This is a genomic window from Marinitoga sp. 1197 (assembly GCF_001021165.1).
Taxonomy (GTDB): domain Bacteria; phylum Thermotogota; class Thermotogae; order Petrotogales; family Petrotogaceae; genus Marinitoga.
In genome coordinates this window covers 1-22,970 of sequence record NZ_AZAY01000024.1, presented here as the reverse complement: position 1 = coordinate 22,970, position 22,970 = coordinate 1, and the positions used below count along the sequence as shown (strand labels likewise).

Below are 22,970 nucleotides of genomic sequence, written 5' to 3'. Positions count from 1 at the left end.
GAGCATGCTTGAAGAATTAAAAACATTACTTAAAAAAAATATAAGAGAATATGGAATGTATATTGCTCTTGTAATAATTATGGCAATATTTTCTTTATTAACAGATGGATTATTTTTCTCTTCAAGAAACCTAAGTAATTTATTCAATCAAATGGGGTATATAGCTGTTTTAGCGGTTGGTATGACATTGGTAATAGTTATCAGGCATATAGACCTTTCAGTTGGTTTTGGTTCTGGTTTTTTAGGTGCAATTGCTGCTATTCTGATGATGCAATATAATATCCCGATTTTACCAACAATATTAATTGTAATGCTTATTGGTATATTTTTTGGGTTAATTAATGGATTTTTTATTTCTTATATTGGGATTCCATCATTTGTTATGACGTTAGCAGGAATGATGATTTTTAGAGGAGCTTTGCTTGTTTCAACAGAAAAAACAGGAACTATAATTATATTAAATGATACATTTAATGAAATTGGCAATGGGTTTATTCCTGATATTTTCCATAACGAAAATATTCACATGACCTCTCTACTATTAGGCGCAATTATTATATTTTTTTATATTATATCTGAAATAAAGAAGAGAAATAATAAACTAAAATATAATTTCGAAGTTTTATCTATGAAGGTTTTTATATTAAAATTAATATTAATCTCCTCTGTAATTGGTTATGTGTTCTGGACATTGGCAAATTACAATGGTGTATCTTGGACTTTCTTAATAGTTTTAGTAGTTGCATTTGTTTATCATATTATCACCACAAAAACCCCTTTAGGAAGACATATTTATGCTGTTGGAGGTAATCCTGAAGCTGCTAAATTAAGTGGTATCAGCATAAATAAAATTACATTATTTGTTTTTGGCTCTATGGGATTTTTAACAGCATTATCTGGTATTCTATATACATCAAGATTTCAATCTGCTACTCCAACGGCTGGTACTTTATTTGAACTTGATGCTATTGCAGCTGCTTATGTTGGTGGCGTTTCTGCATCAGGAGGTGTTGGTAAAGTTACAAACTCCATAGTTGGTGCTTTAGTTATGGCCTCGCTTATTAATGGAATGAACTTAATTGGTGTGGGTATCTCTTATCAGTATATTATACGTGGAGCTGTATTAGTAGCCGCTGTTGTATTTGATATAAAAACTAGAAATAAAATTTCATGAAAATTATAAATTTATTGCAAACTCCTGCTTCTTGCAGGAGTTTTATGTTATAATAATATTACCACTTTAAAAATAATCTGTCAAACAATCATAAACTCGAATTTTATCACTACACACCTGTGGTGCGCAAAGGAGTTAATTATATGCTGAGAATAAATAATATAAGACTACCTATTGACCATACAATAGAGGATATAAAAATTGAAATTGCTAAAAAAATTCATATATCTCCAAAAAATATAGGCAAAATAAGAATTGCTAAAAAATCGATAGATGCTCGGAAAAAAAATAAAATGATATACTTTATATATTCTATTGACTTTAGTGTAGAAAATGAAAAAAAACTTTTAAATAGTTCTAAAGATATTATATATACACCAGAAAAAGAATATGAAATACCTGAATCTGGAGATAAACCTATATTAACAAGGCCTATTATAATAGGCACAGGGCCTGCTGGGTTATTCGCCGGGCTTATCTTGGCAGAAGCGGGATTCGAACCTATTATTTTAGAAAGAGGAAAAAAAGTCGATGAAAGGAAAAAAGATGTAGATTATTTCTGGAATACTGGAAAATTAAATCCAGAAAGCAATGTCCAATTTGGCGAAGGTGGGGCAGGGACATTTTCTGATGGTAAGTTAAATACCCAAATAAAAGATAGATTTCATAGAATACAAAAAATGTTGAAAGAATTTGTTGAGGCTGGAGCACCTGAGGAAATTTTATATACAAACAAACCACATATTGGAACTGATAAATTAGAAATTGCTGTAAAAAATATTAGAAAGAAAATTGAAAAACTCGGGGGAAGTTTTTACTTTAATTCAAAAGTCACCGATTTTATAATAAAAAACGGTAAAATCAAAGGTATAGTTATAAACAATAATGAAAAAATGCTCGCAGATATTGTAATTCTTGCCATAGGACATAGTGCTAGAGATACATTTGAAGTACTATTAAATAGAGGTGTAAAAATATTACCAAAACCTTTTTCCATAGGAGTTAGAATAGAACATTTAAAAGAAACAATTGATAAAAGTCAATACGGGAAATTCTACAATCATCCAAAGTTAAAAGCAGCTGATTATAAATTGTCTTATAGAGCAAAAAATAAAAGAGCAGTATATACTTTCTGCATGTGTCCAGGAGGATATGTGGTTGGTTCTGCTTCTGAAGAATGTATGGTTGTTACAAATGGAATGAGCAAATTTGCTCGAGACAATATAAACTCAAACAGTGCCATACTTATTAGCGTTAGTCCAGCCGACTTCCCCTCTAATCACCCGCTTGCCGGAGTGGACTTTCAAAGAATATATGAGAAAAAAGCATTTGAAATAACAAATTCTTATTATGCACCTGTTCAATTATTTGGCGATTTTATTAAATCAAGAAAATCAACATCATTTGGTAAAGTTTTACCAACATATAAACCTGGAACTATTTTTTATGATTTAAATAAAATCCTACCTTCTTATGTTTCCTCGGCCTTAAAAGAAGGAATCCTGGCAATGGGAAAAAAGTTAAAAGGTTTTTCGTATTATGATTCTTTATTGACAGGTGTAGAAACAAGAAGTTCTTCTCCCATTAGAATAGAGAGAAATAGGCATTATGAAAGCGTTAATACAAAAGGGTTATTTCCTATAGGCGAAGGTGCTGGCTATGCTGGAGGAATTACATCTTCAGCAGTTGATGGTATTAGAATAGCTGAACATATAATAAAAACTTATAAAAAAGGATGGTGAAATTATCAAAAGTGTTTTTATCTTTATGGATTATCAGAATCAACCTGTTGATCCAGAATTAATAATAGAAAAAATAAAAGAATTGGGAAAAATAGTTGGAGGAAAGGCCTATGCACACTGGTCAAAATATCCTGCAACGATGTTTTCGTTTTCAAGGCATGGTATCGAATTAATCGAGATGCCAGAAGATGGCTTTGAAAACAAAAAAGGAAATGACATAAAGTTAGCTATAGATGCTATAGAAACTATGTTTTCATTACCGCATATAAATGTATTTGTTTTAGTTACAGGTGATGCAGACTTTGTTCCGTTAGTGAAAAAATTAAGAATATACGGAAAAGAAGTTATTGTGGTTAGCAGAAGCAAAAATACTTCTAAAGAAATGGAACTCTCAGCGGATATCTTTATTCCATATGAAGATATTGTTAAGTCAGAAAAAATCGAAGACAAAGATACAATTGAAGATGTTGTTGATGAAATAATCAGAATAATAGAAGAACATCAATATAACGATGTAAATGAAAACATTATAAAAAGAATTATTGCTGGTATGAAAATTGATTATAGAGATTTCAAATTTTTATCTTATAATGATTTTATCAGTTATTTAATCAAAGAAATTAGAAAGGAATTTTATTCAAAAAACGGAGAATATAGCGAATATGAAGAAAATTATATGCGATATGTCGAAAGATTATTGGCAACAAGTGTTATACCATTAAAATTAGAACAACTCATTGAAAAAGCACAGGAAAAAAACCCATGGATAACAAAAAATTCCAAATATTCATTAAAAGAACTGATAAAAAAAATGATAGAAGAAAAAAGGTTATGGAAAAATTCCAAAGGGTATATACTCGTGCCTATACCAAGGAGATGGGAAATAAAGCATGAAAAAATTCTACCTTATCCTGAATTCAGGGATAAATTTATAGAATATGTATATAATCTATTCAAGGAAAAGAAAGCAAATTCTATAATAGAAGCCATACATTCTGCAAAAAAAGAGCTAAATTTAACCAATAAGGTGGTTGGTTCTTTTGGAATTGCATTGAAATTTTCCGGTAAATTTATAGGGAAGGATGGAAGTGACTATGTAAGTATGAAAACACCTGTTTATTTAAATGCTGATTTTGAAGAATTTAGAATTGCAGTAGAAGCATTTTATTTAAAAAGCATTTTAAAAGATGAAGATATACACGAAAAAAACTTACCTATAGCTTCAAACTATATATATAATACAGAAAATCAAAAAAAACTTAATGAAATAATAGAATATTTAATGAATTTACAGGAGGTATTTTATGTCAAACCTTATTATAAGTATTATAAAAACTTAAATAGCTAGGTGATTTTATGAAAAAATTTATTTTAATATTCTTTTTAATTTCTATTTTTAATTTTTTATATTCAGAAAAATTAATCGTTGGCGTATATGAAAATCCCCCTCTTGTTTTCAAAGAAAACAATGAATATAAGGGTTTAGCTGTTGATTTACTAAAAAGCATTGCCGAAAAAGAAAATTGGGAATTGATATTTCAATATAATTCTTTTAAAAATTTATTGAACGAAATAAATAACAATAAAATAGATATATTGATTGCATTAGGAAAAACAAAAGAGAGAGAAAATTTTATCGTTTATCCTTCAGAATCCTTTTTTACAAATTGGGGAACCATTTATACCAATAATAATTCTATTGATTCTATTTTAGACTTGAAAAATAAAAAAGTAGCTGTTTTGAAAAATGACATATACTATATTCACGAAAATGGTATTAAAAATTTATCAAAAAAAATGAATTTGAATTTTGATTTTTACGAATTTGATTCCTATGATGAAGTATTGAAAGCCGTAAAAAACAAATCATGTGATGCTGGTATTGTTAATAGATTGTATAATGGTAATACATATAATTTATACAAAACTCCTATAGTTTTTTTACCAATTGAAATATATTTTGGATTTTCAAAAAATGTCTCTAAAAATATTATAAATAATGTTGATTATTATCTTGATAAATGGAAATTAGATGAAAATTCCATATATTATTCATTACTGGACAAATATATTTTTAAAAAAAGAAATACAAACTTTGAAAAAATAATAAAATTAGTAATTGCTATAATTATCATCCTTTTATCTATATCCATTACTTTTTATATATTATTGAAAAATGCAACCAAAAAATTAAAAAGAAAAAATGATGAATTGGAAGCATATAACAATGAAATTATTGCAATGAATGAAGAATTAGAAGAAAGTTACTCTAATATGGAAACATTGAATTTTAAATTATTACAACTAACAAAAATGATTTCAAAACTAAAAATAACAAATTCATTTGATGATTTTTACGAAGAATTACTTAGAACCGCTATATATTTAATTCCAGAAGCAGATTATGGTAGTATAATTTTTATTGATTCTAATAATAGATGGAAGTTTTTAAGTGCATATGGTCATAATTTTGAACTATTGAAAAAAATCACATTTGCTGCTGGTCATATCCCAGAAACAGAAAATATAAGAATTATTGATAATATTGTTGAAAATGAACGACTTGAAATGGACAAAGAATCTTATAACATACTGTTAAAAGCTTCAAAACCCATAAAGCAAAGTTTGATTTACGAAATAAGTATAAAGAATAATGAATGGATTAATTTCTGTCTTGACATCGATAAAAATAGTGAAAAAGTTTTTTCTGAAGAATCTGTTGAAATTATGGAAATTTTTGCCAATCTAGCACGCGCTTTCTGGATTCAAAAATTATCTTATGAGCATATTAAAGAAGTATATCTTAATCTTGCAAATAAATTGGCATATATTGCTGAAGAATATGATGAAGTCACAGGAGAACATATACATAGATTGGCAAAATATTCTCGATTTATAGCTGAAAAATTAAATTTGGACAAAAAATCAATTGAAAACATATACCTTTATGCTCCTTTACACGATATTGGAAAAATTCTCATAGATAAATCAATTTTATTAAAAAATGGAAATTTAACAGACGAAGAATGGCAGGAAATGAAAAAACATACAATATATGGTGCTAAAATTTTAGATGAACCTTATTTTAAAATTGCCAGAAATATTGCTTTATACCATCATGAAAAATATGATGGTAGCGGATATCCTTACGGATTAAAAGGGGATGAAATCCCAATAGAAGCTCAAATTGTAGCCCTTGCCGATATTTACGATGCTTTAAGGAGCAAAAGACCTTATAAAAATGAGTTTTCACATGAAGTAACAACAGAAATCATACTAAAAGGTGATAACAGAACAAAACCCGATGATTTTAATCCCAAAATACTAGAAATATTTAAAAAATACCATATTGAATTTAAAAAAATGTACGATGAAAATATGAAAAATAATTGGTCTTTCTAATTTTAAATAGAGATATTGATTTTTATTAAAAAAAGATGTATAATATTAATACAATTTAATATTTCTTAATATTTCTTATTTTAGCATTTAATAATTTATAGTATTATTTTCTTAATCTCATTCCAAGGGGGGAAAAGTATGAAAAAGTTACTCGTTTTATTGGTAGTTGTTTTAAGTATTTCTATGTTTGCACAGGTAACTATAGAATTCTGGCATGCTATGAGTGGATGGAGAATTGAACTCTTAAAAAGTATGGCTGAAGATTTTATGAAAACTCATCCAGATATAAAGGTTAACGTCCAGTATACGGGCTCTTACAGAGACACATTCAACAAAACAATCGCTGGTGTTAAAGCAGGAAATGCTCCACATATTGTACAAATATATGATATTGGAACACAAGCAATGATTGATGGTGGAATTGCTGTTCCTATTGGAGATTTAATTGATGAAGACCCAACTATCGATAAAGGTGCTTTTTTAGAACAGGTTACAAATTATTATACAGTTGATGGAAAAATGTATTCCATGCCTTTCAACTCATCAACAGCTATATTATTCTACAACAAAACTATGTTCAAAGAAGTTGGATTAGACCCAGAAAAACCTCCAAGAACTTATGATGAATTAATCGAATATGCAAGAAAATTACAAAAGAAAGATGCAAATGGTAATGTTGTTAGATATGGATTAACATGGCCAACACATTCATGGTTCTTTGAACAAATGATGGCTGTACAAAACGCACCATTAGTAAATAACGGCAATGGAAGAGCTGGCGTAAGACCAACTGAAGCTGTATTTAATGGAAAAGCTGGTCAAAATATCTTTAATTTATTCAAAAAAATGACCGATGAAGGTTTATTATTAAATACAAAAAGAGAAGATTGGTCTGGTGCAAGACAGATATTCATCTCACAAAAAGCTGGTATGGTATTATATTCAACATCAGATGTTAAATTCTTTGTTGAAACTGCAAAAGAAAATGGTTTTGAAGTTGGAACTGCATTCTTACCAAAACCAGATTTAAGTGTTCAGGGTGGAACTGTTATTGGTGGCGGATCCTTATGGATTCTTAAAAATCATCCAAAAGAAGAAATTGATGCAGCATGGGAATTTGTAAAATGGATGACAGAACCAGCACAACAGATTAGATGGCACCTTGAAACAGGATATTTCCCTGTAAGAAAAGATGCTATAGAACAATTATTAGCAGAAGGATTCTATTCACAGCATCCAAATTATTTAACAGCTATAATGGAATTATTATTATCAAAACAAACAGTTAATACAAATGGTGCAGTTATGGGTGTATTCCCTGAAACAAGAGAAATAATAGAAAAAGAATATGAAAATGTTATAAACGGAAGAAAGACTGTTGAAAGAGCTCTTAACGATGCCGCCAAAACAGTTACAAATGCTTTAAAGAGATATAATAGAGTATTTAAATAATAATTCAAATATATGGGCGGAGAAATCCGCCCTTTTTTAAAGGAGGAATTACATATGTCCTGGAAAAGCAAACTCACCCCTTACATTTTACTTATTCCTACTTTTCTTGTAATAATTATATTTATTTACTGGCCTGCAGCATATTCTTTTAAATTAAGTTTTTATCAGGAATCTTTTTTTGGAAATAAAAGTATTTTTGTTGGGTTAGATAATTTCATTGATTTATTTAGTGATCCTGAATATTATCAGGCTGTTTTTACATCTTTTATTTATTCATTTTCAACGGTTTTTTTAACTATTTTTATTGCCTTTTTGATTTCTCAATTACTCGTTCAAAATATTCCAGGCACGAGATTGTTTAGACTATTTATATTTACACCATATGCAATATCTCCAGCAATAGCAGGTACGTTATGGTCTTTTTTGTTAACACCAACTGTAGGATATTTGAATTATTTATTCATGGAACTTTTTGGAATAAATACCGACTGGCTTACAACAACTCCATACGCATTTATAGCTGTTATGTTGGCTACTATATGGAAAATGCTTCCTTTTGATTTAATTTTTTATATAGCTGGACTACAATCGATTCCAGACTCATTGCTGGAATCTTCAATGATAGATGGGGCTAATCTATGGCAAAGAATGTGGAAAATAAAATTTCCATTATTATCTCCTATTACATTTTATTTATTCATAATGAATTTCACAACAACAATGTTTGTTTCATTTGGTATAATCGATATTATGACAAAAGGTGGTCCTTTCGGCACAACAACAACTATGATCTATAAGTTATATCTGGATGCTTTTGCATTTCAAAATAATGGATTAGCTGCTGCTCAATCTATTGTAATGTTTGCAGTAATGGGGGTTATAACCTTCATTTATTTCCACAATGTTGAAAAATCCGTTCATTATCAGTGAGGTGAGATTATGGCTTCAAGCATTTCAAGAAAGAAAAAAATGAATTTGATATTATCTGAAATTATTTTAATAATTATATCTTTGATAGTAATGGCTCCTGTTTTATTAGCATTGAGCATGAGTTTTATGAAACCAGCTGAGGTATATACCTTCCCACCAAAACTTTTTCCCAGCTCATTTCACTGGCAAAATTATGTGGAGGCACTTCAATTGGTAGATTTAGGAAGAATGCTTTTAAATTCTTCAATAGTTGCATTTTTTATAACTTTTGGAAAATTAGTAACAGGAACACTTGCAGGATATGCATTTGCTAACTTTCAATTTAAAGGGAAAAACCTCTCTTTCATGATATTATTTATAACTTTATTTTTACCGGCAGAAACTGTTATGATTTTACCTCTATTCCTTATTATGAAACAATTTGGGTGGATAAATACCTATTTAGCTTTAATTATCCCTTTCACTGCCAGTGCAACAAATGCATTTTTGATGAGACAACATTTTTTAACTATTCCTAAAGAATTAAGCGATGCTGCAAAAATTGATGGTGCAACTTCAATGCAATATTTCTGGAAAATACTTTTGCCTTTATCAAAATCAATGTTAGGTGGCGCCGCTTTGATTAATTTCGTTTATGCATGGAATTTATATTTGTGGCCTTTGGTCGTCACTATGGAAGATAAAATGAAAACAATTCAAATTGGAGTTAAGATGCTAATTGATGCAGAAGCTTCTAATAATTGGGGAACAATAATGGCTGGAACCATGATCGCTCTTGTTCCAACTTTAATAATATTCTTTGCAATCCAGAACCTATTCGTTAAAAGCCTTGTTAGTTCAGGTCTTAAAGGGTAATAAAAGAAAAGTACAGAAAATTTTTCTGATAAATTTATACAACAAAATCCCCATTTATGGGGATTTTTTGTATTATATTTTTAGGGTGTCCAATTAGTAAAGTAAGCGAAAACTCGAAAATTGCCTGAAAAAATAGCATATGAAGCCGGACATGGATGTGAGTCTGATACGACCGGCGAAAATATGCTATTTTTGAAGATTAGCAATTAAGGTTTGAGCGGCTTTACTTTTTGGACAACCTATTATATTTTTCAATTATATAATCCTTAATATTTTTTTATTAAAATATTATGTCAATTCCAGCTCTTATAAATGGAGAATTAATAGGTTTATAGTTGCCTTCAATTGTAGTTTCAAATCTATATCCACCATTTAATGTAAATCCAAAATTATCTGTTAATAATATATTTACTCCTATATTTGGACTTATGCCAAGGGCTATATTTGTAGCATATTCTGTTTCATATTCCATTGAAGAACTCATATATAAATCAACACCAATTATTGGCATAAATTTATTAAATTGTTTCATATAATTTAATGAGATACCAGTTGAAAATACAGGATTATCTTTACCAAATATAAAATCTAAATAAAATCCAAATCCAAATCCTTTATAGTTATCTCCAAGAAAATCCATTCTAAATAAGTAATTATCGTTTAATACATACCCACCGCTTAAAATAAAATGTCCTCTTATTGGTGATAAATCTGGATTTTCTATAACTTTAATATTATTATTCAAATCAAATTTTGGTTTTACAAGAATTTCCAGAATAGATGTGTTATTTGAAACGTCTCTAACTATTAGCTTTCCATCCTTTTTTCTATATATATCATCTTTTACTTTAAATATTTTAGAAAAGGAAAACATCATACCTTTATATATTCCTACATTTTTTCCAGCATCTATTAAAACCATATTATTCTCTACATTTATAATATTTGCATTAATCAAAAATAATTTATTCATTCTATAAACAAGGGTATTAACCAAATATTCTATAGCCTGATTTTTGGCAAGATCTCTTGCTTCATATTCGCTTACAAACTTAGTTACATTATATGAACCATATGCATTTATACTTCTTACTTCTAAAATCTGGCTTGTCTCTACATCTATTAATCTATATGCTCCTTCAATTTCAAATTCATACCATACATTACCATCATCATCTTCTTTTCTACGTGATGACGCATCTATTACTTCTACATACACAATATAATCAGCCGCCAATTGATTCATTTTAAAGTCTTTTTTATTGGCTATTCCACTTAATATTCTTTCCACTTCGTTTAATACATTTAAATCTCTTTCAATTAATCGATATTTCCCCATATCAAGTAATCTTTCTTTTAGTTTGTGTTCAACTTTCGTACTCAATGTTGAATATCCTTTTGAGTATATTAACAGTGTTTTTCTACTATCTTCTGCAAAAATAGATATTGCAAATACCAATACAATTAAAATAAAAGGTATTTTTCGCATAACCTCACCCCCAAAAATTCGTTTATTTTATTATACCATGATATTGCTAAAATTGTTACATTCCACAACCTTTTATTCATACAGGATAAACGAATTAACGTTAAATTAAAGCTAATGGAATATTTTCCTAATATTATTTATAGCAAAAATTTTGTATAATTATAACAAAATAAAAAAAATAAATAGAGAGGGGAGAATATTTTGAAAAAGAATTGGAGGGTCTATTGGGACTCAAGTAGTCCTTTATTTACAGAAAATTTGAAGTTAGCCAGAAAACTGGCTGCTGAAACCGGTTTATCAGAATTCTTAATAAAATTACTTATTTCCAGAGAAATAAAAACTAAAGAGGATATAGAAGAATTTCTATATCCAGATGAATCATCTATAATTGATCCATTTCTATTAAAAGATATGGATAAGACTGTTGATTTGCTTATTGACATAAAAGAAAAAAAAGAAAAACTTGTTGTCTATGGTGATTATGATGCTGACGGTGTAACAGCTGCTGCAGTTTTGTATCAGGGATTTAAAGCTCTTGGTTGGGATATTGAAGCTTATATTCCAAATAGAATAGATGAAGGGTATAGTTTAAACATAGAGGCAATAGATGAACTTTATGAGAAAGGGTATAAAAATATAATTACTGTGGATTGTGGCACAACATCATTAAATGAAGTTTCACACGCAAAGGAAAAAGGAATGAAAATAATAATAACGGATCATCATGAAACACAAAATATTTTACCTGATGCTGATGCGGTTGTCAATCCTAAGAGAAAGGATGATGAATATCCATTTAAAGGATTATCAGGTGTTGGAGTGGCTTTTAAGGTATTATTCGCAATTCATAAAACTCTAAATAAAGACGATTTCGATCCTTTTTCGTTAATTGACCTGGTAGCGCTTGGAACAATTGCTGATATTGTCCCGCTAAGGTCCGAAAATAGATTTTTTGTAAAAAAAGGCCTGGATAAATTAAGAAACAATCCTAATCCTGCATTAAAATATTTAATGAAAGAAATCGGGGTTGTTCCCGAAGACGTAAAATCATATGTAGTTGCGTATAAAATTGCTCCAAAAATAAACGCAGCTGGAAGAATGTCCGATGCCATGAAGGCTTTTGAGCTTTTAATGACTGAAGAAAATAAAAATTTAGAAAAAAAGGTTAAACAATTACTCGATTTAAATTCAGAACGACAAAAACATGAACGTAGAATATATAAATCCGCATTAAGTTTAATGGATATTAATCCCGATTATCATGATAAAAAAGTTATTGTATTAAGTGGTAAAGATTGGCATCTGGGTGTTTTAGGCATAGTTGCTTCAAAACTTTCTAATAAATTTAACAAACCAGTTTTACTTGTTTCAACCACTTCTAATGATAACACCGGAAAAGGTTCTGCAAGAAGTCCTCAGGGAATTAGTCTGATAGAATTGATGAAAAATCTTACTCAAAAAAATAAAGATTTTTTTAAAGAATATGGCGGGCATGAATTGGCCGCAGGTTTTACTATTGATTCTGAAAAAATCGAATATTTAAGAGATGAAATAAATAAAATTTATGCAAATATATATGGTAATAAAGAGCCTGAATCTGAAATAGATATTGATATGGAAATTGAAAATTTATGGAGCACCTTTTTTGATGATATCACAGCATTAGAACCTTATGGATATAAAAATCCAGAACCAACATTTTTAATACGAAATGTTTCACTGGAAAGGGTAAAAATATTTGGTGCTGAAGAGGAAAATCTTGCAGCTGTTGCAAGAACAGAAAAAGGAATGGTATTTGAAATTGTTGGATATGGCATATTAAACAACAAAAAAGAAACATTGTCTGGTAATATAAAATGTAATATCGTTGGCAATTTTAGAATAGAAAGAACCTTTTATAATAATCAAAAGATTTTAAAATTTTATGTAAAGGATATAGAATTTATAGGTGATTCATTAACAGAAAAAGGGAATTCTGGTAATTTATTAATTTCATTACATGCAAAAGACAATGTCCATCATCTTGCTAATTATAAATATAAAATATTGCTCGATATGATAAATCAAGCAAGGAATGCTATCTTTGCCCCTATAAAAATTAAAAATACACTATTAATCGAAAAAATTAAGAATACGATATCAAGTGGTGATAAATTAATAATTATAGGTTCATCTCATTTATTACTTGATTACACTTATAAGATAATCACTCAATATATATCTTCTGAAAATATTTACTATAATAAAAAATCAAAGATTGAAAATTCTATATTGAAAAGCAAAAAAGTAATTTTGATCACTGTTCCGGCATATATTCAAAATATTCAGCGGTTAAATGATTTTTCCAGAAAATTATTAATAGATGAACCAATATATTCATTTTCTCATCCAATAATAGCTAATATTCCCGAATACATACAATTCAGAAAAATTATAAGAACGCGATTTTACGATATCAATATATTAGGAACATTTTATGATGAAAGTATAAAAGAATTTTTTAAATTAAGTGGTTACAGAGTAGCAAACGTAAATACCAATGTCCCATCTTTTGAGGTAGTAAAGGAAATAAATTCAAATAAATTTGAACTGATAAAGGATTATTTATATAACTCAAAAAACTTAAATATTATAGTCAATAATGTAAAACCCTATATAAATTTAAAATCATATATATCAACCACTTATGAATATTCAGAGGATTATATTATATATTATTCACACACACACACATTTTTTGAAAAAATAAATATCAGAGAATTAAATAAAAAAGGACCTTCAAGAATATTAATTTCAGAATTTGCCAATGATGGATTGGCCCTTGAGCAAAAAGACAGAAATTCGATAATTATGTTATATGATGTTCCAAAAACGCGTATAGAACTACTTGATCTAATTTCATCATGGCCTCATAATAAAAAAGATAATATTATATTTGTTATGGCATATAATACAGACTTTTCTACAAAATTTATGTATGATTATTCAAGAACATATCCTTCTACGGAAATTATGAAAAAGGTTTATGAAATAATAAAAGAAAATGATAGTATAAATATAAACACTATTTCAAAACAATATTTTAATGATGATATTGAACTGGTAAAAAACATCATAGATGAATTAATTAATTCCGGTATAGTAATAAATACATCAAATGGACTTAAAACTATGGAAAATTTCAGACTTGATTTAATACATAAAAATGTCAAATCGAAAGAAAGTATTTTAGATAAGTGGATTCTTAAAAACTCAATTAGATTTTTTTTAAATTTCAAATCAAGAAGCCTAATTTCATTATTAAACAATCAAATTGCGGAGGTAAAATAATATGAAAAAGACCACAAAAGATTTAAATATGTATATAAAAGTAGAACAAAAATATCTTGTAAAGGTTTTAGACAAATTGAGAAAAAATAAGATTTTTTCTAAATTCTTCCCTCTGGGGGGATTCCCTATTATTGCAATATCGAATGAAGATGAGGAAATAGTTGAACAGATTCTAAAAAATATGGATATTAAATACGAGATAAAGAAAACAAAAACAGATATTATTGAGGAGATGTTAAAGTTTTGAAGTATATTGGACTTGACTATGGATTAAGCAAAACAGGTATAGCCACAGGAGACGCAGTTTTAAAGATTGCAACAATAAAAGGAACATTTGAAACAAAATTTTTATTTAAGGAATTAAATAAAATTTATAAGGATAAGGATATATTTGTAGTTGGACTTCCAATATCCATGTCTGGAAGATATTCAAAACAAACATTCGAAACGATAGACTTTTGTTTAAAATTAAAGAATAATTTTAATACAGATGTTATATTAATGGATGAACGTTTAACCACACAACAAAGTTATTCATTAACAAAGAATTTTTTAAACTCTAAGAAAGCTAAAAAAGCCAAAGATCAAAACAGTGCCCTATTTATATTACAAATGTTTCTTGATAACCCAAATATTGGCATAAATTTAAATATTAAAAATCCTTATAAAATTGAAGAGTTAGATTCAACAAATATCCTAATTAATGATGTTATTATTAAAAATAGCAATATATATAACAATTCTGATATTCTCGCAAAAGATCCATATGTTTTTTGGTGGTATTATAAAAGAAATAAAACTTCAACTACTTTGTTCGAAGATTTAAAAAATGAATACGATGTTATTTTTACTGAATTTGACATACAAATAAAGTATAAAAAAATTATTTTTTTAAGGTGATTTTATGCCCAAATCTTTCTGGTTTTTAGTTGCTTATTTAATATTTTTCCTGATATTGTTAAAATTATTTCCGACAATAGTCGGAAGTCTTGTCGTAGCTTTGTTTTTTACAATATTAATAGATGTAATAGCATCATATCTTGAAAAATTAAAAATTTCAAGAAAAGTTACAGTTCCAATGGCTTCACTCATTTTTTACGGTGCCATAGTGTATTCTTTTTATAGTTTAATTCCAATAACCGTTGAAGAAGGAAAAAAGGCTTTTGATGTTATAAAAGATATAGACTTTAATAATATACCAGGAACAACAGGTGACGTAATAAACACATTACTTGATACTACAGGAACATATTTAAAAAATATAATCATACAATTTGCCAGTTACCTCGCTTCAAATATCTCCAATTTTATAACAGTTGGATTGCTTTTAATTGTAGCTTCAGCATACATGGCCATTGCCAATAAACGTTTATGGAAAATTATAGATAAGTTTTTCCCAAATTCCGATATAAAAAAAACAAAGAGATTTTTAATTATTACCATTAGAGATTTAAAAAAATTTGTTTCCGGACAAATTATCACTGCGCTTTTTGTTGGTGTTATAACATGGTTTACATCATTAATATTTGGATTTCCATACCCTTTATTTCTGGGATTATTAGCAGGAATCACAGATTTTATCCCTTATCTCGGAATATTCATTACTGCAATTCCTATTTTACTCCTTGGTTTTACGAACTTTGGATTAATGGGTATTGTAAAAGGGATTATAATTATTACCCTGGCCAATCAACTAGAAATGTGGATATTATCCCCAAGGATATCTGGAGGAAAGGTCAATTTAAACTGGTTTCTCATTTTAGTTTCATTATTAATTTTTGGGCAAATGTATGGTGTAGTTGGTGTATTAATTACAATACCTTTGCTTATAGTATTCAGGAACATCTGGAAAATTTATATAATAAATTATTTGAAAAAAATATAAAAAAAGCAGCCTTTTTGGCTGCCAAGGGTTAAACAGGGGGAATTAAAAAGTTGTTTTTGGTTGATATTCGTTTATATTTCTATTTAATCGTTATTATTTTGTTTTTTCGATATTATACAACATTTTTTTTAATTTGTCAAGTGAAGGGAGTTTTTTATGAAAACAAGTGATTGGCTAAAAAAATATAACATATACCTCAAAAAAAGCCTCGGACAAAATTTCTTATCAACACAGGAATACGCTAAAAAAATTGTAGAAAAAGCAGAAATAAAAAAAGGCGATACTGTTATAGAAATAGGAGCTGGGGCCGGTACATTAACAGAAGAACTTGTTAATAGCGGTGCAACCATACTAGCTTTTGAAATTGATGAACGTTTAAAACCACTATTAGAAGAGCGATTTAAAAGTTTTAATAATATAAAAATAGAATTCATGGATTTCTTAAAAGCAGATTTATCGAAAGTATCTTCTCCAAAATATGTTGCAAATATTCCATATTATATTACTTCTCCAATCCTGGAAAAAATCTTTTTAGAAACACCGAATTTCCAGATAGCCTTATTAATGGTTCAAAAAGAATATGCTGATAGAATGATTGCAAAATCTGGGAAAAATTATAGTCCTCTAAGTATATTTGTACAATTCTTTTGCACTGTTGAAAAAATATTAACAGTTCCTCCACATGCTTTTATACCAAATCCAAAAGTTGATTCTGTGGTCATCAAACTAACTCCTAAAAAGAACAGACCTGATATTGATAAAAACAAATTCTTTAAATTCATACATATAGCTTTTTCACAGAGGAGAAAAACTATAAAAAATAATTTAAAAAAAATTTTTGATACTAATACTGAAATAGTATTAAAAAAATGCAATGTTGATCCAAAAACAAGACCAGAAAATATATCTATAGAAAAATTCGTAGAAATCTTTCATTATATTGAACATTATTAAAAATGTATTTGTCAAGTGAACGATACTCCTTATCCAAAAGGAAAAATCCGTGATTTTGCCATTAAATATGGTCTTGGTCAAAAACGTATTGCTCTTGGTTATTACTCTTTTGAATATAATGAAAGAATTTTGATTGATGAGATTATTGATAAATCCTTATTACAAAATCCCCATGAATGGGGATTTTGTTAATTTGAGATTGTATGCAGTTATATCTTTTCTATTATATAATCATCAATATTCCTTTTTTCTGAATCTATATTTATCCCTATTATATATATTTCTTTTCCTTTGTATTTTTCATAATATTTCTTTTCTTTTATCTGGTTTATTGCATCAATTGCGCTTTTATCCACTTTTATTTCAAAAAGATATATCCTTTCATCAAAATCTATTACAAGGTCACTTCGTCCTAAGTTTGTTAATTCTTCTGCTTTTACATCTATTCCTGCTGATGCTATTATTGTAAATATTAATGAGTGATAATACTTTTCTTCTTTTTTGTGTAAGTTATACGGTATTGCACTTATTATTTTCTTTATTTCTTCTATTAATCCTTTTATGTCATTGTTTTTTAATTTTTTCCATACTGTTTTGTTTATTTCTTTTATTTCTTTTATTTCCACTTTATAATTCGATTCTAATATTAATCTTGAAAAGCTATCTTTTACTTCGAGATTTGGATAGTCTAATATATATTCTTCTTCAAACCCATACATTTCTTTTCCTTTAAATGTTAGATATCCAGCCTGTGTGAAGAATATATTTGCATTCGCATCTTCTATTTCTCTTGTTGTAAAATCATCGCTACTTACTGTGTTTTTTACTAAATCTTCATAGGTTATTTTTTTGTCTTCTATATATTTTGATAGAAATGATGGTGATCCACTTTCAAACCAGTAATTTTGAAATTTCTTTTTTTGAAAGAATTTTAATATTGAAAATGGATTATATACATAATGTTCTCCATCAAAGGAAAATCCATTATAGTATTTTTTCATTTCTTTTAATAATTCTTCTGTTGTTATATTAAACTTTTTTGCTGTTTGTTCTATATATTCTTTAAAATAATATTCTAATTCATTTTGGGTATATCCAAACATTTGCGAATAATCTGTATCAAGGGATATATCATTTAAATTATTAAGTGCAGAAAATACTCCTGTTTTTGTGAATTTTGTAATGCCCGTTATGAATACAAATTTTATGTATTCATCTTTTGTTTTTACTTTTTTATAGAATTCTCTTAAAAATGCTCTAAATTCTTCTGCTTTTTCTTTATTGTTTATATGTTCTAATATTGGTGATTCATATTCGTCTATGAGTATTACTGTTTTTTCTTTATATTTTTTACTTAATTCTGTTATTAAATATCCAAATTTTGTTGGTAAATTATTTTTTATTGGTGAAATATCATATTCTCTATATAATTCTTCAATTCTTTCATTAAGTGAATCTATAAATTCATCATATGTTGTTAATGTATTATCTGACATATCGAGTTTTATTACAGGATATTCTTTAAATTCCCATTTGTCATATATATATGTATCTTTAAATAATTCTTTTTCTCCTTTAAATAGATAATATAATGTTGATACTGTTAAACTTTTTCCAAATCTTCTTGGTCTTGAGAGGAAGGTAGGTATTCCAGAATTTGCTAATTCTAATATATATTTTGTTTTATCTATATATATATAATTTTCTATTATTAGTTTTTTATAATCTTGTACTCCTATTGGTAATTTTTTCATTTTCATCATCTCCACATTTGTTTTTTCTTAGTATTATTATAGCATATAATGTATTCTACGAAAAATTGTTTTTATATATTTTCACGAGAATATGGGATTATATAAAGCCATGTTACTAATATACCTGTCGTATTCACCCCTTACAAGATTTGGACAAAAAATAAGAAAGTGATATCATAAAATTGAAAAAAGAAAGGGGTGTTTTTCGATGAGAAAACGAAAACTCTAACATATTTTGCTTCGCAAAATAGAAATAGGTAAAAATTTTAATTATATAAAAGCTTTTTTATCTTCGATAAAAATGGGTTAAAAAATATAAAGATTCTAATTATGATGATAATGTGTTTTCAAAAAAAGGTCGTCCTAGTTCTATGATTTCGGATATTTCTAAATCATACTGCGCAAGCTAAATGATTTTTTATTTTATAAATTTTTTTATATATTATATATATTTATTTTTCTTAGTTGTTTTTGCGAAGCAAAGGGTTCGGATTTGTTGGTATTCTAAGTATTATCGATTTTAACATGCTCATTATCATTCGCAAATATTTGGATTTTTAATTAGTATTTTATTCTTTAATAAATAAAATTAAAAATTTTATTTATTAACAGGCTATTAAATTTAGAAATGCTATCCCTCAAAATTTAATTATTAGAACTGATAATGGGCCTCAATTTAAAGCTAACATTACCATAACTTTTTGGCAAAGCCAAAAATTATTCTGTTTTTATTTTAATAATTATTTTTCATTAAACAGCTTTTCGAAGAAAAGTTGCAAAAGGTCTTTAAAGTATCTTACTCCTGATTTCGTTTTTTATCTTTTTAATAATAATTTTTTTGACGAAGTCAAAAATGACTTTTGTTTTTTATTTTCTTTTTTTACCTTTTTTTATTTTATATGGTTATTTCTGTGAAAGAATGAGTTTTTCTTATTTTTATTCAGCAGATGACATATCTTCCTGAAAATATTTTTGAATATCTCTTTTTAATCTTATTTTATAATTTTCTATTTCATTCAATAAATTATTTATTTTTTCTATATTAATAATTTCACCTTTTTTTGCTTTTTCTATATAAAATTCGATTTTCATATAATTATCTACTATATCTTTTATAATTTTATTTTCTGATAATGAAATTTCTTCACCGCCTGCAATACTGAAAATTGAAATTACCTGAAAAATTAACACAACAGATATTATTGATAATATAATAGCTAAATTTATTTTTATTATTTTATTTATTAAATTCATCTAATCACCCCTTTATTTAATAAAAGCCTGATCATAAACATGTAATGTTTTCGTTATAATAGTTACACCTATGGGGTGTATTACTAAATAAAATCTAAAAACAACTTCTCCAGAAGCCCAGGCATAATCATAACCTATTCCACCATAATTTTTATTCATTGATACAATCTCCCATCCTGGTCTATATGTATAAGATTCCAAATTAACATTTATACTTGTAACTTTTTTATTATTATAAAAGTACTTTCCAATTAACACTACTTTTAATACAGTTTGGTTCCATCTGTTTTTATATTCCGAAGTATTAAAAAGATAATTAAAATGCGTACGATTAGTTATGTTTAATGTATTCGAAATCTTATTATCTAAAAAATTTTTCTTACTATGTACTAATTTTAATGAATATATTTCATTAATAATTTTCTTTAATTCTGCAATATTTTTTACCCAAAAAACTTTTATATTTTTTGGAATATTATTTTCTGGAATAAATTTTATAACTTTATTGTCAATTTGAATTTCTAATGTCTTATCGATTTTAGAGCTGACATTATTTAAGCTTCTATTTTCTTCACTACCTATAATCGTAGCTGCATTTAAACTTGTCACAAATAACATTATCGATATAATAAAAACATACCACTTTTTCACTACCATCCCTCAAATACTTTTTGATTAATAAAACTGGCACCAGCAGAAAATATTAATTTATTCACTTATTATTTTATCAAAAAAAAGTAAACGAAAACGTGGTAAATTTGCTGTTAATTTTATATTTCGAAAATTAATAATAATTACTCAATTAATATATCACCTGATATATTAATATAGTTAATTTTTTGTTTTATCTTTTTTACTAATAAAAAGTCATTGCACAAAGATTCATTTTCATTGAATTAATAGTTGACATTCATTATTAATAGTATTATAATTATACTGTTTAGAATAATTCTGATTAGTATAATTATTATTAGAATAATGGGGATGAGATTATGAAATTCTATAACAGAAAAAAGGAAATTGATTTCTTCAATAAAATAAATGAATTAAATAGGAAGGTCTTTATTGTTTTATACGGGCGTAGAAGAATTGGAAAAACTACTCTCATTAAAGAGGTTTATAAAAATAAAAAAAATACATTTTATTTTTTTGTTGAAGCAAAAAAAGAAGAAACTTTATTAAAAGAAATTAGTCTATTATTTTCAAAGGGAATATATACAAATTGGTATGACCTGTTTTCTGATCTATTTAAAAAGTTTAAATATATTATCTTTGATGAATTTCAAAATTTCTTTAAAGTGAACAAAGAAATTTTATATGCACTTCAACATGCTTGGGATGAAAATAGAAATAATAATAAATTAATTGTTCTAGGATCATATGTAGGAATGATAAAGAAAATATTTACAGATGAGAAAATGCCTATGTTTGGAAGAAATGATTATATTTTAAAGATCAAAGATTTTTCTTTAATGGATTCTTTAATTATGTTAAAAGACTTTGGTTATAATATTATAGAATCATTAGAAATATATGGAATAACAGGTGGAATACCTAAATATTTATGGTTGTTTCAAAATAAAAAAAATTTAAAAGATTTGGTCTATGAATTATTTGTTGATGATTTTGCCCCTTTAAAGGAAGAAGCAAAAAATATATTAATTACTGAATTTGGTTCAGAACATAGATCCTATTTTTCCATATTAGAATCTCTATCAGGTGGAATGAGAACAAGTTCTGAAATTTCAGATATTTCAGGCATTCCACAAACAAATTTGCCAAAATTTCTTAATGAATTAAGTGATATATACGAGATAATTGTAAAAGAAAAACCATTATTTGGGAAAAATAGCAAAAACTTTAGATATGTTATAAAAGATAGTTTTTACAATTTTTATTTTTATCACATATATAAAAATTATTCATTAATGGAGTTTGCACCTCAAAAAGCAATTGAAAAAATTAAAGATACTTTTAATACATTTATGGGGTTTCAATTTGAAGAAATTAGTAAAAGATTCATTATGGAAAATCCCGATTTATTCGGGTTTACACCCGAGAAGATTGGAAAAATTTGGGGAAAAGTTCCATACAAAAAAAACGAATCATATGATATAGATATAGTTGCGTATGATAAAAATAATATTGTTTTTACTGAATGTAAATGGACAAATAAAAAAGTAGATATCGATGTATATGATAAATTAAGATTAAGAAGTGAATTTTTGAATGTAAAAAACAAAAATATAATATATGCTATTTTTTCAAAAAGTGGGTTTTCAAATGAACTTCTCAAATTAAAAGGCAGTAATTTATATTTATTTAGCCCAAAAGATATAGAAAACATTTATAATTTATAGTAGCTCCCATGTTTTTTTTATTTTTATTACGATATCCAAGCATATACAACAACGCCAGGAGTTATTCCTGGCGTTGTCTATTTAATTGAAAATATCTATTAATTTAATTAGATGAATTTTTAAGAAGGTTAATAGCCTCTTCAAGAGTAATATCAAATATATTGTTAGTTAAATCTTCAATTGTTTTTATATCCAAATAATCAAGGTTATTTAAGTATGGAACAATATTATCTCCAAATTTTTTAAATAAAAGACTTTTTGCGATTGTTTTTTCTCCTTCGAATTTTCCTTTCTCAATTCCCTTTTCAAAACCCTTCTCAATACCTTTTTCAAAACTTTTCTTTAACGATTCATCTATTGCTTTTACAAAGTTTTCAAACATTCGAAAT

Annotated in this window: 18 protein-coding genes and 1 pseudogene; 14 read left to right on the top strand and 5 right to left on the bottom strand. The window is 26.9% G+C overall.

The window, feature by feature from the left end; translation table 11 throughout:
* Positions 1–4: 4 nt before the first annotated feature.
* From X275_RS07420 to X275_RS07390, 7 genes are all read left to right on the top strand, one after another.
* Positions 5–1,174: a sugar ABC transporter permease gene (locus tag X275_RS07420; RefSeq protein ID WP_047268230.1), complete on the top strand. Its 1,170-nt coding sequence runs from the start codon at positions 5–7 to the stop codon at positions 1,172–1,174.
* A 143-nt stretch (positions 1,175–1,317) separates the two neighbouring features.
* On the top strand, positions 1,318–2,916 hold the full coding sequence (locus X275_RS07415) for an NAD(P)/FAD-dependent oxidoreductase (protein ID WP_047268229.1): 1,599 nt from the start codon (positions 1,318–1,320) through the stop codon (positions 2,914–2,916).
* A gap of 25 nt (positions 2,917–2,941) precedes the next feature.
* Positions 2,942–4,264: an NYN domain-containing protein gene (locus tag X275_RS11125; protein ID WP_052913722.1), complete on the top strand. Its 1,323-nt coding sequence runs from the start codon at positions 2,942–2,944 to the stop codon at positions 4,262–4,264.
* Positions 4,265–4,272: 8 nt separating this feature from the next.
* Positions 4,273–6,318 (top strand): HD domain-containing phosphohydrolase, encoded by a 2,046-nt coding sequence (locus X275_RS11360; RefSeq protein WP_084825143.1) that lies wholly within the window; start codon positions 4,273–4,275, stop codon positions 6,316–6,318.
* Positions 6,319–6,456: 138 nt separating this feature from the next.
* The gene (locus X275_RS07400; protein WP_047268228.1) at positions 6,457–7,770 is read left to right on the top strand and encodes an ABC transporter substrate-binding protein; all 1,314 of its coding nucleotides are present in this window, start codon (positions 6,457–6,459) and stop codon (positions 7,768–7,770) included.
* Positions 7,771–7,824: 54 nt separating this feature from the next.
* Positions 7,825–8,700, top strand: coding sequence for a carbohydrate ABC transporter permease (locus tag X275_RS07395; protein WP_047268227.1), 876 nt, complete (start codon positions 7,825–7,827; stop codon positions 8,698–8,700).
* A 9-nt stretch (positions 8,701–8,709) separates the two neighbouring features.
* Entirely contained in the window at positions 8,710–9,555 is an 846-nt protein-coding gene (locus X275_RS07390; RefSeq protein ID WP_047268226.1) for a carbohydrate ABC transporter permease, read from the top strand.
* Between the two features lie 280 nt (positions 9,556–9,835).
* On the opposite strand, the gene X275_RS07385 is transcribed toward X275_RS07390, so the two are convergent.
* Complete coding sequence (locus X275_RS07385; RefSeq protein WP_047268225.1) at positions 9,836–11,044, bottom strand: hypothetical protein; 1,209 nt, start codon at positions 11,042–11,044, stop codon at positions 9,836–9,838.
* 201 nt (positions 11,045–11,245) lie between these two features.
* Between X275_RS07385 and recJ the strand changes: the two genes are divergently transcribed.
* The 6 genes from recJ to X275_RS11530 all read left to right on the top strand — a co-directional run bounded on the left by recJ (position 11,246) and on the right by X275_RS11530 (position 17,405).
* A complete protein-coding gene (recJ, locus tag X275_RS07380) occupies positions 11,246–14,374 on the top strand; it encodes a single-stranded-DNA-specific exonuclease RecJ (RefSeq protein ID WP_047268224.1) in 3,129 nt (1,042 codons plus the stop codon).
* Position 14,375: 1 nt separating this feature from the next.
* Positions 14,376–14,621 carry a hypothetical protein gene (locus X275_RS07375; protein WP_047266085.1) on the top strand — a complete coding sequence of 82 codons (246 nt, stop codon included), beginning with the start codon at positions 14,376–14,378 and terminating at the stop codon, positions 14,619–14,621.
* Entirely contained in the window at positions 14,618–15,274 is a 657-nt protein-coding gene (gene ruvX, locus X275_RS11120; protein ID WP_052913720.1) for a Holliday junction resolvase RuvX, read from the top strand. The genes X275_RS07375 and ruvX overlap by 4 nt, the downstream gene beginning before the upstream one ends.
* Before the next feature lie 4 nt (positions 15,275–15,278).
* The gene (locus tag X275_RS07365) at positions 15,279–16,259 is read left to right on the top strand and encodes an AI-2E family transporter (protein WP_047268223.1); all 981 of its coding nucleotides are present in this window, start codon (positions 15,279–15,281) and stop codon (positions 16,257–16,259) included.
* 156 nt (positions 16,260–16,415) lie between these two features.
* Complete coding sequence (gene rsmA, locus X275_RS07360) at positions 16,416–17,213, top strand: 16S rRNA (adenine(1518)-N(6)/adenine(1519)-N(6))-dimethyltransferase RsmA (protein WP_047268222.1); 798 nt, start codon at positions 16,416–16,418, stop codon at positions 17,211–17,213.
* A 15-nt stretch (positions 17,214–17,228) separates the two neighbouring features.
* Positions 17,229–17,405 (top strand): hypothetical protein, encoded by a 177-nt coding sequence (locus X275_RS11530; protein WP_156168717.1) that lies wholly within the window; start codon positions 17,229–17,231, stop codon positions 17,403–17,405.
* 17 nt (positions 17,406–17,422) lie between these two features.
* Here X275_RS11530 and X275_RS07355 read toward each other — a convergent pair whose 3' ends face one another.
* From X275_RS07355 to X275_RS07345, 3 genes are all read right to left on the bottom strand, one after another.
* On the bottom strand, positions 17,423–18,967 hold the full coding sequence (locus X275_RS07355; protein ID WP_047268221.1) for an ATP-binding protein: 1,545 nt from the start codon (positions 18,965–18,967) through the stop codon (positions 17,423–17,425).
* 936 nt (positions 18,968–19,903) lie between these two features.
* Complete coding sequence (locus X275_RS07350; protein ID WP_047268220.1) at positions 19,904–20,221, bottom strand: hypothetical protein; 318 nt, start codon at positions 20,219–20,221, stop codon at positions 19,904–19,906.
* A gap of 12 nt (positions 20,222–20,233) precedes the next feature.
* Positions 20,234–20,872 carry a hypothetical protein gene (locus X275_RS07345; RefSeq protein WP_047268219.1) on the bottom strand — a complete coding sequence of 213 codons (639 nt, stop codon included), beginning with the start codon at positions 20,870–20,872 and terminating at the stop codon, positions 20,234–20,236.
* 341 nt (positions 20,873–21,213) lie between these two features.
* Here X275_RS07345 and X275_RS07340 point away from each other — a divergent pair, with 341 nt between their 5' ends.
* Entirely contained in the window at positions 21,214–22,581 is a 1,368-nt protein-coding gene (locus X275_RS07340) for an ATP-binding protein (protein ID WP_047268218.1), read from the top strand.
* Positions 22,582–22,684: 103 nt separating this feature from the next.
* Here X275_RS07340 and X275_RS11695 read toward each other — a convergent pair.
* Positions 22,685–22,970 (bottom strand): annotated as a pseudogene (locus tag X275_RS11695) (Rpn family recombination-promoting nuclease/putative transposase); the annotation flags it as partial.

What these genes read in the sequence shown, in the direction of transcription:
- X275_RS07415 (WP_047268229.1), top strand. Translation starts at nt 1,318, where the DNA reads ATGCTGAGAATAAATAATATAAGACTACCTATTGACCATACAATAGAG.
- X275_RS11125 (WP_052913722.1), top strand. Translation starts at nt 2,942, where the DNA reads ATGGATTATCAGAATCAACCTGTTGATCCAGAATTAATAATAGAAAAA.
- rsmA (WP_047268222.1), top strand. Translation starts at nt 16,416, where the DNA reads ATGAAAACAAGTGATTGGCTAAAAAAATATAACATATACCTCAAAAAA.
- X275_RS07390 (WP_047268226.1), top strand. Translation starts at nt 8,710, where the DNA reads ATGGCTTCAAGCATTTCAAGAAAGAAAAAAATGAATTTGATATTATCT.
- X275_RS07420 (WP_047268230.1), top strand. Translation starts at nt 5, where the DNA reads ATGCTTGAAGAATTAAAAACATTACTTAAAAAAAATATAAGAGAATAT.
- X275_RS07365 (WP_047268223.1), top strand. Translation starts at nt 15,279, where the DNA reads ATGCCCAAATCTTTCTGGTTTTTAGTTGCTTATTTAATATTTTTCCTG.
- X275_RS07350 (WP_047268220.1), bottom strand. Translation starts at nt 20,221, where the DNA reads ATGAATTTAATAAATAAAATAATAAAAATAAATTTAGCTATTATATTA.
- X275_RS07375 (WP_047266085.1), top strand. Translation starts at nt 14,376, where the DNA reads ATGAAAAAGACCACAAAAGATTTAAATATGTATATAAAAGTAGAACAA.
- X275_RS07395 (WP_047268227.1), top strand. Translation starts at nt 7,825, where the DNA reads ATGTCCTGGAAAAGCAAACTCACCCCTTACATTTTACTTATTCCTACT.
- X275_RS11360 (WP_084825143.1), top strand. Translation starts at nt 4,273, where the DNA reads ATGAAAAAATTTATTTTAATATTCTTTTTAATTTCTATTTTTAATTTT.
- X275_RS07340 (WP_047268218.1), top strand. Translation starts at nt 21,214, where the DNA reads ATGAAATTCTATAACAGAAAAAAGGAAATTGATTTCTTCAATAAAATA.
- X275_RS07355 (WP_047268221.1), bottom strand. Translation starts at nt 18,967, where the DNA reads ATGAAAAAATTACCAATAGGAGTACAAGATTATAAAAAACTAATAATA.
- X275_RS07400 (WP_047268228.1), top strand. Translation starts at nt 6,457, where the DNA reads ATGAAAAAGTTACTCGTTTTATTGGTAGTTGTTTTAAGTATTTCTATG.
- X275_RS07385 (WP_047268225.1), bottom strand. Translation starts at nt 11,044, where the DNA reads ATGCGAAAAATACCTTTTATTTTAATTGTATTGGTATTTGCAATATCT.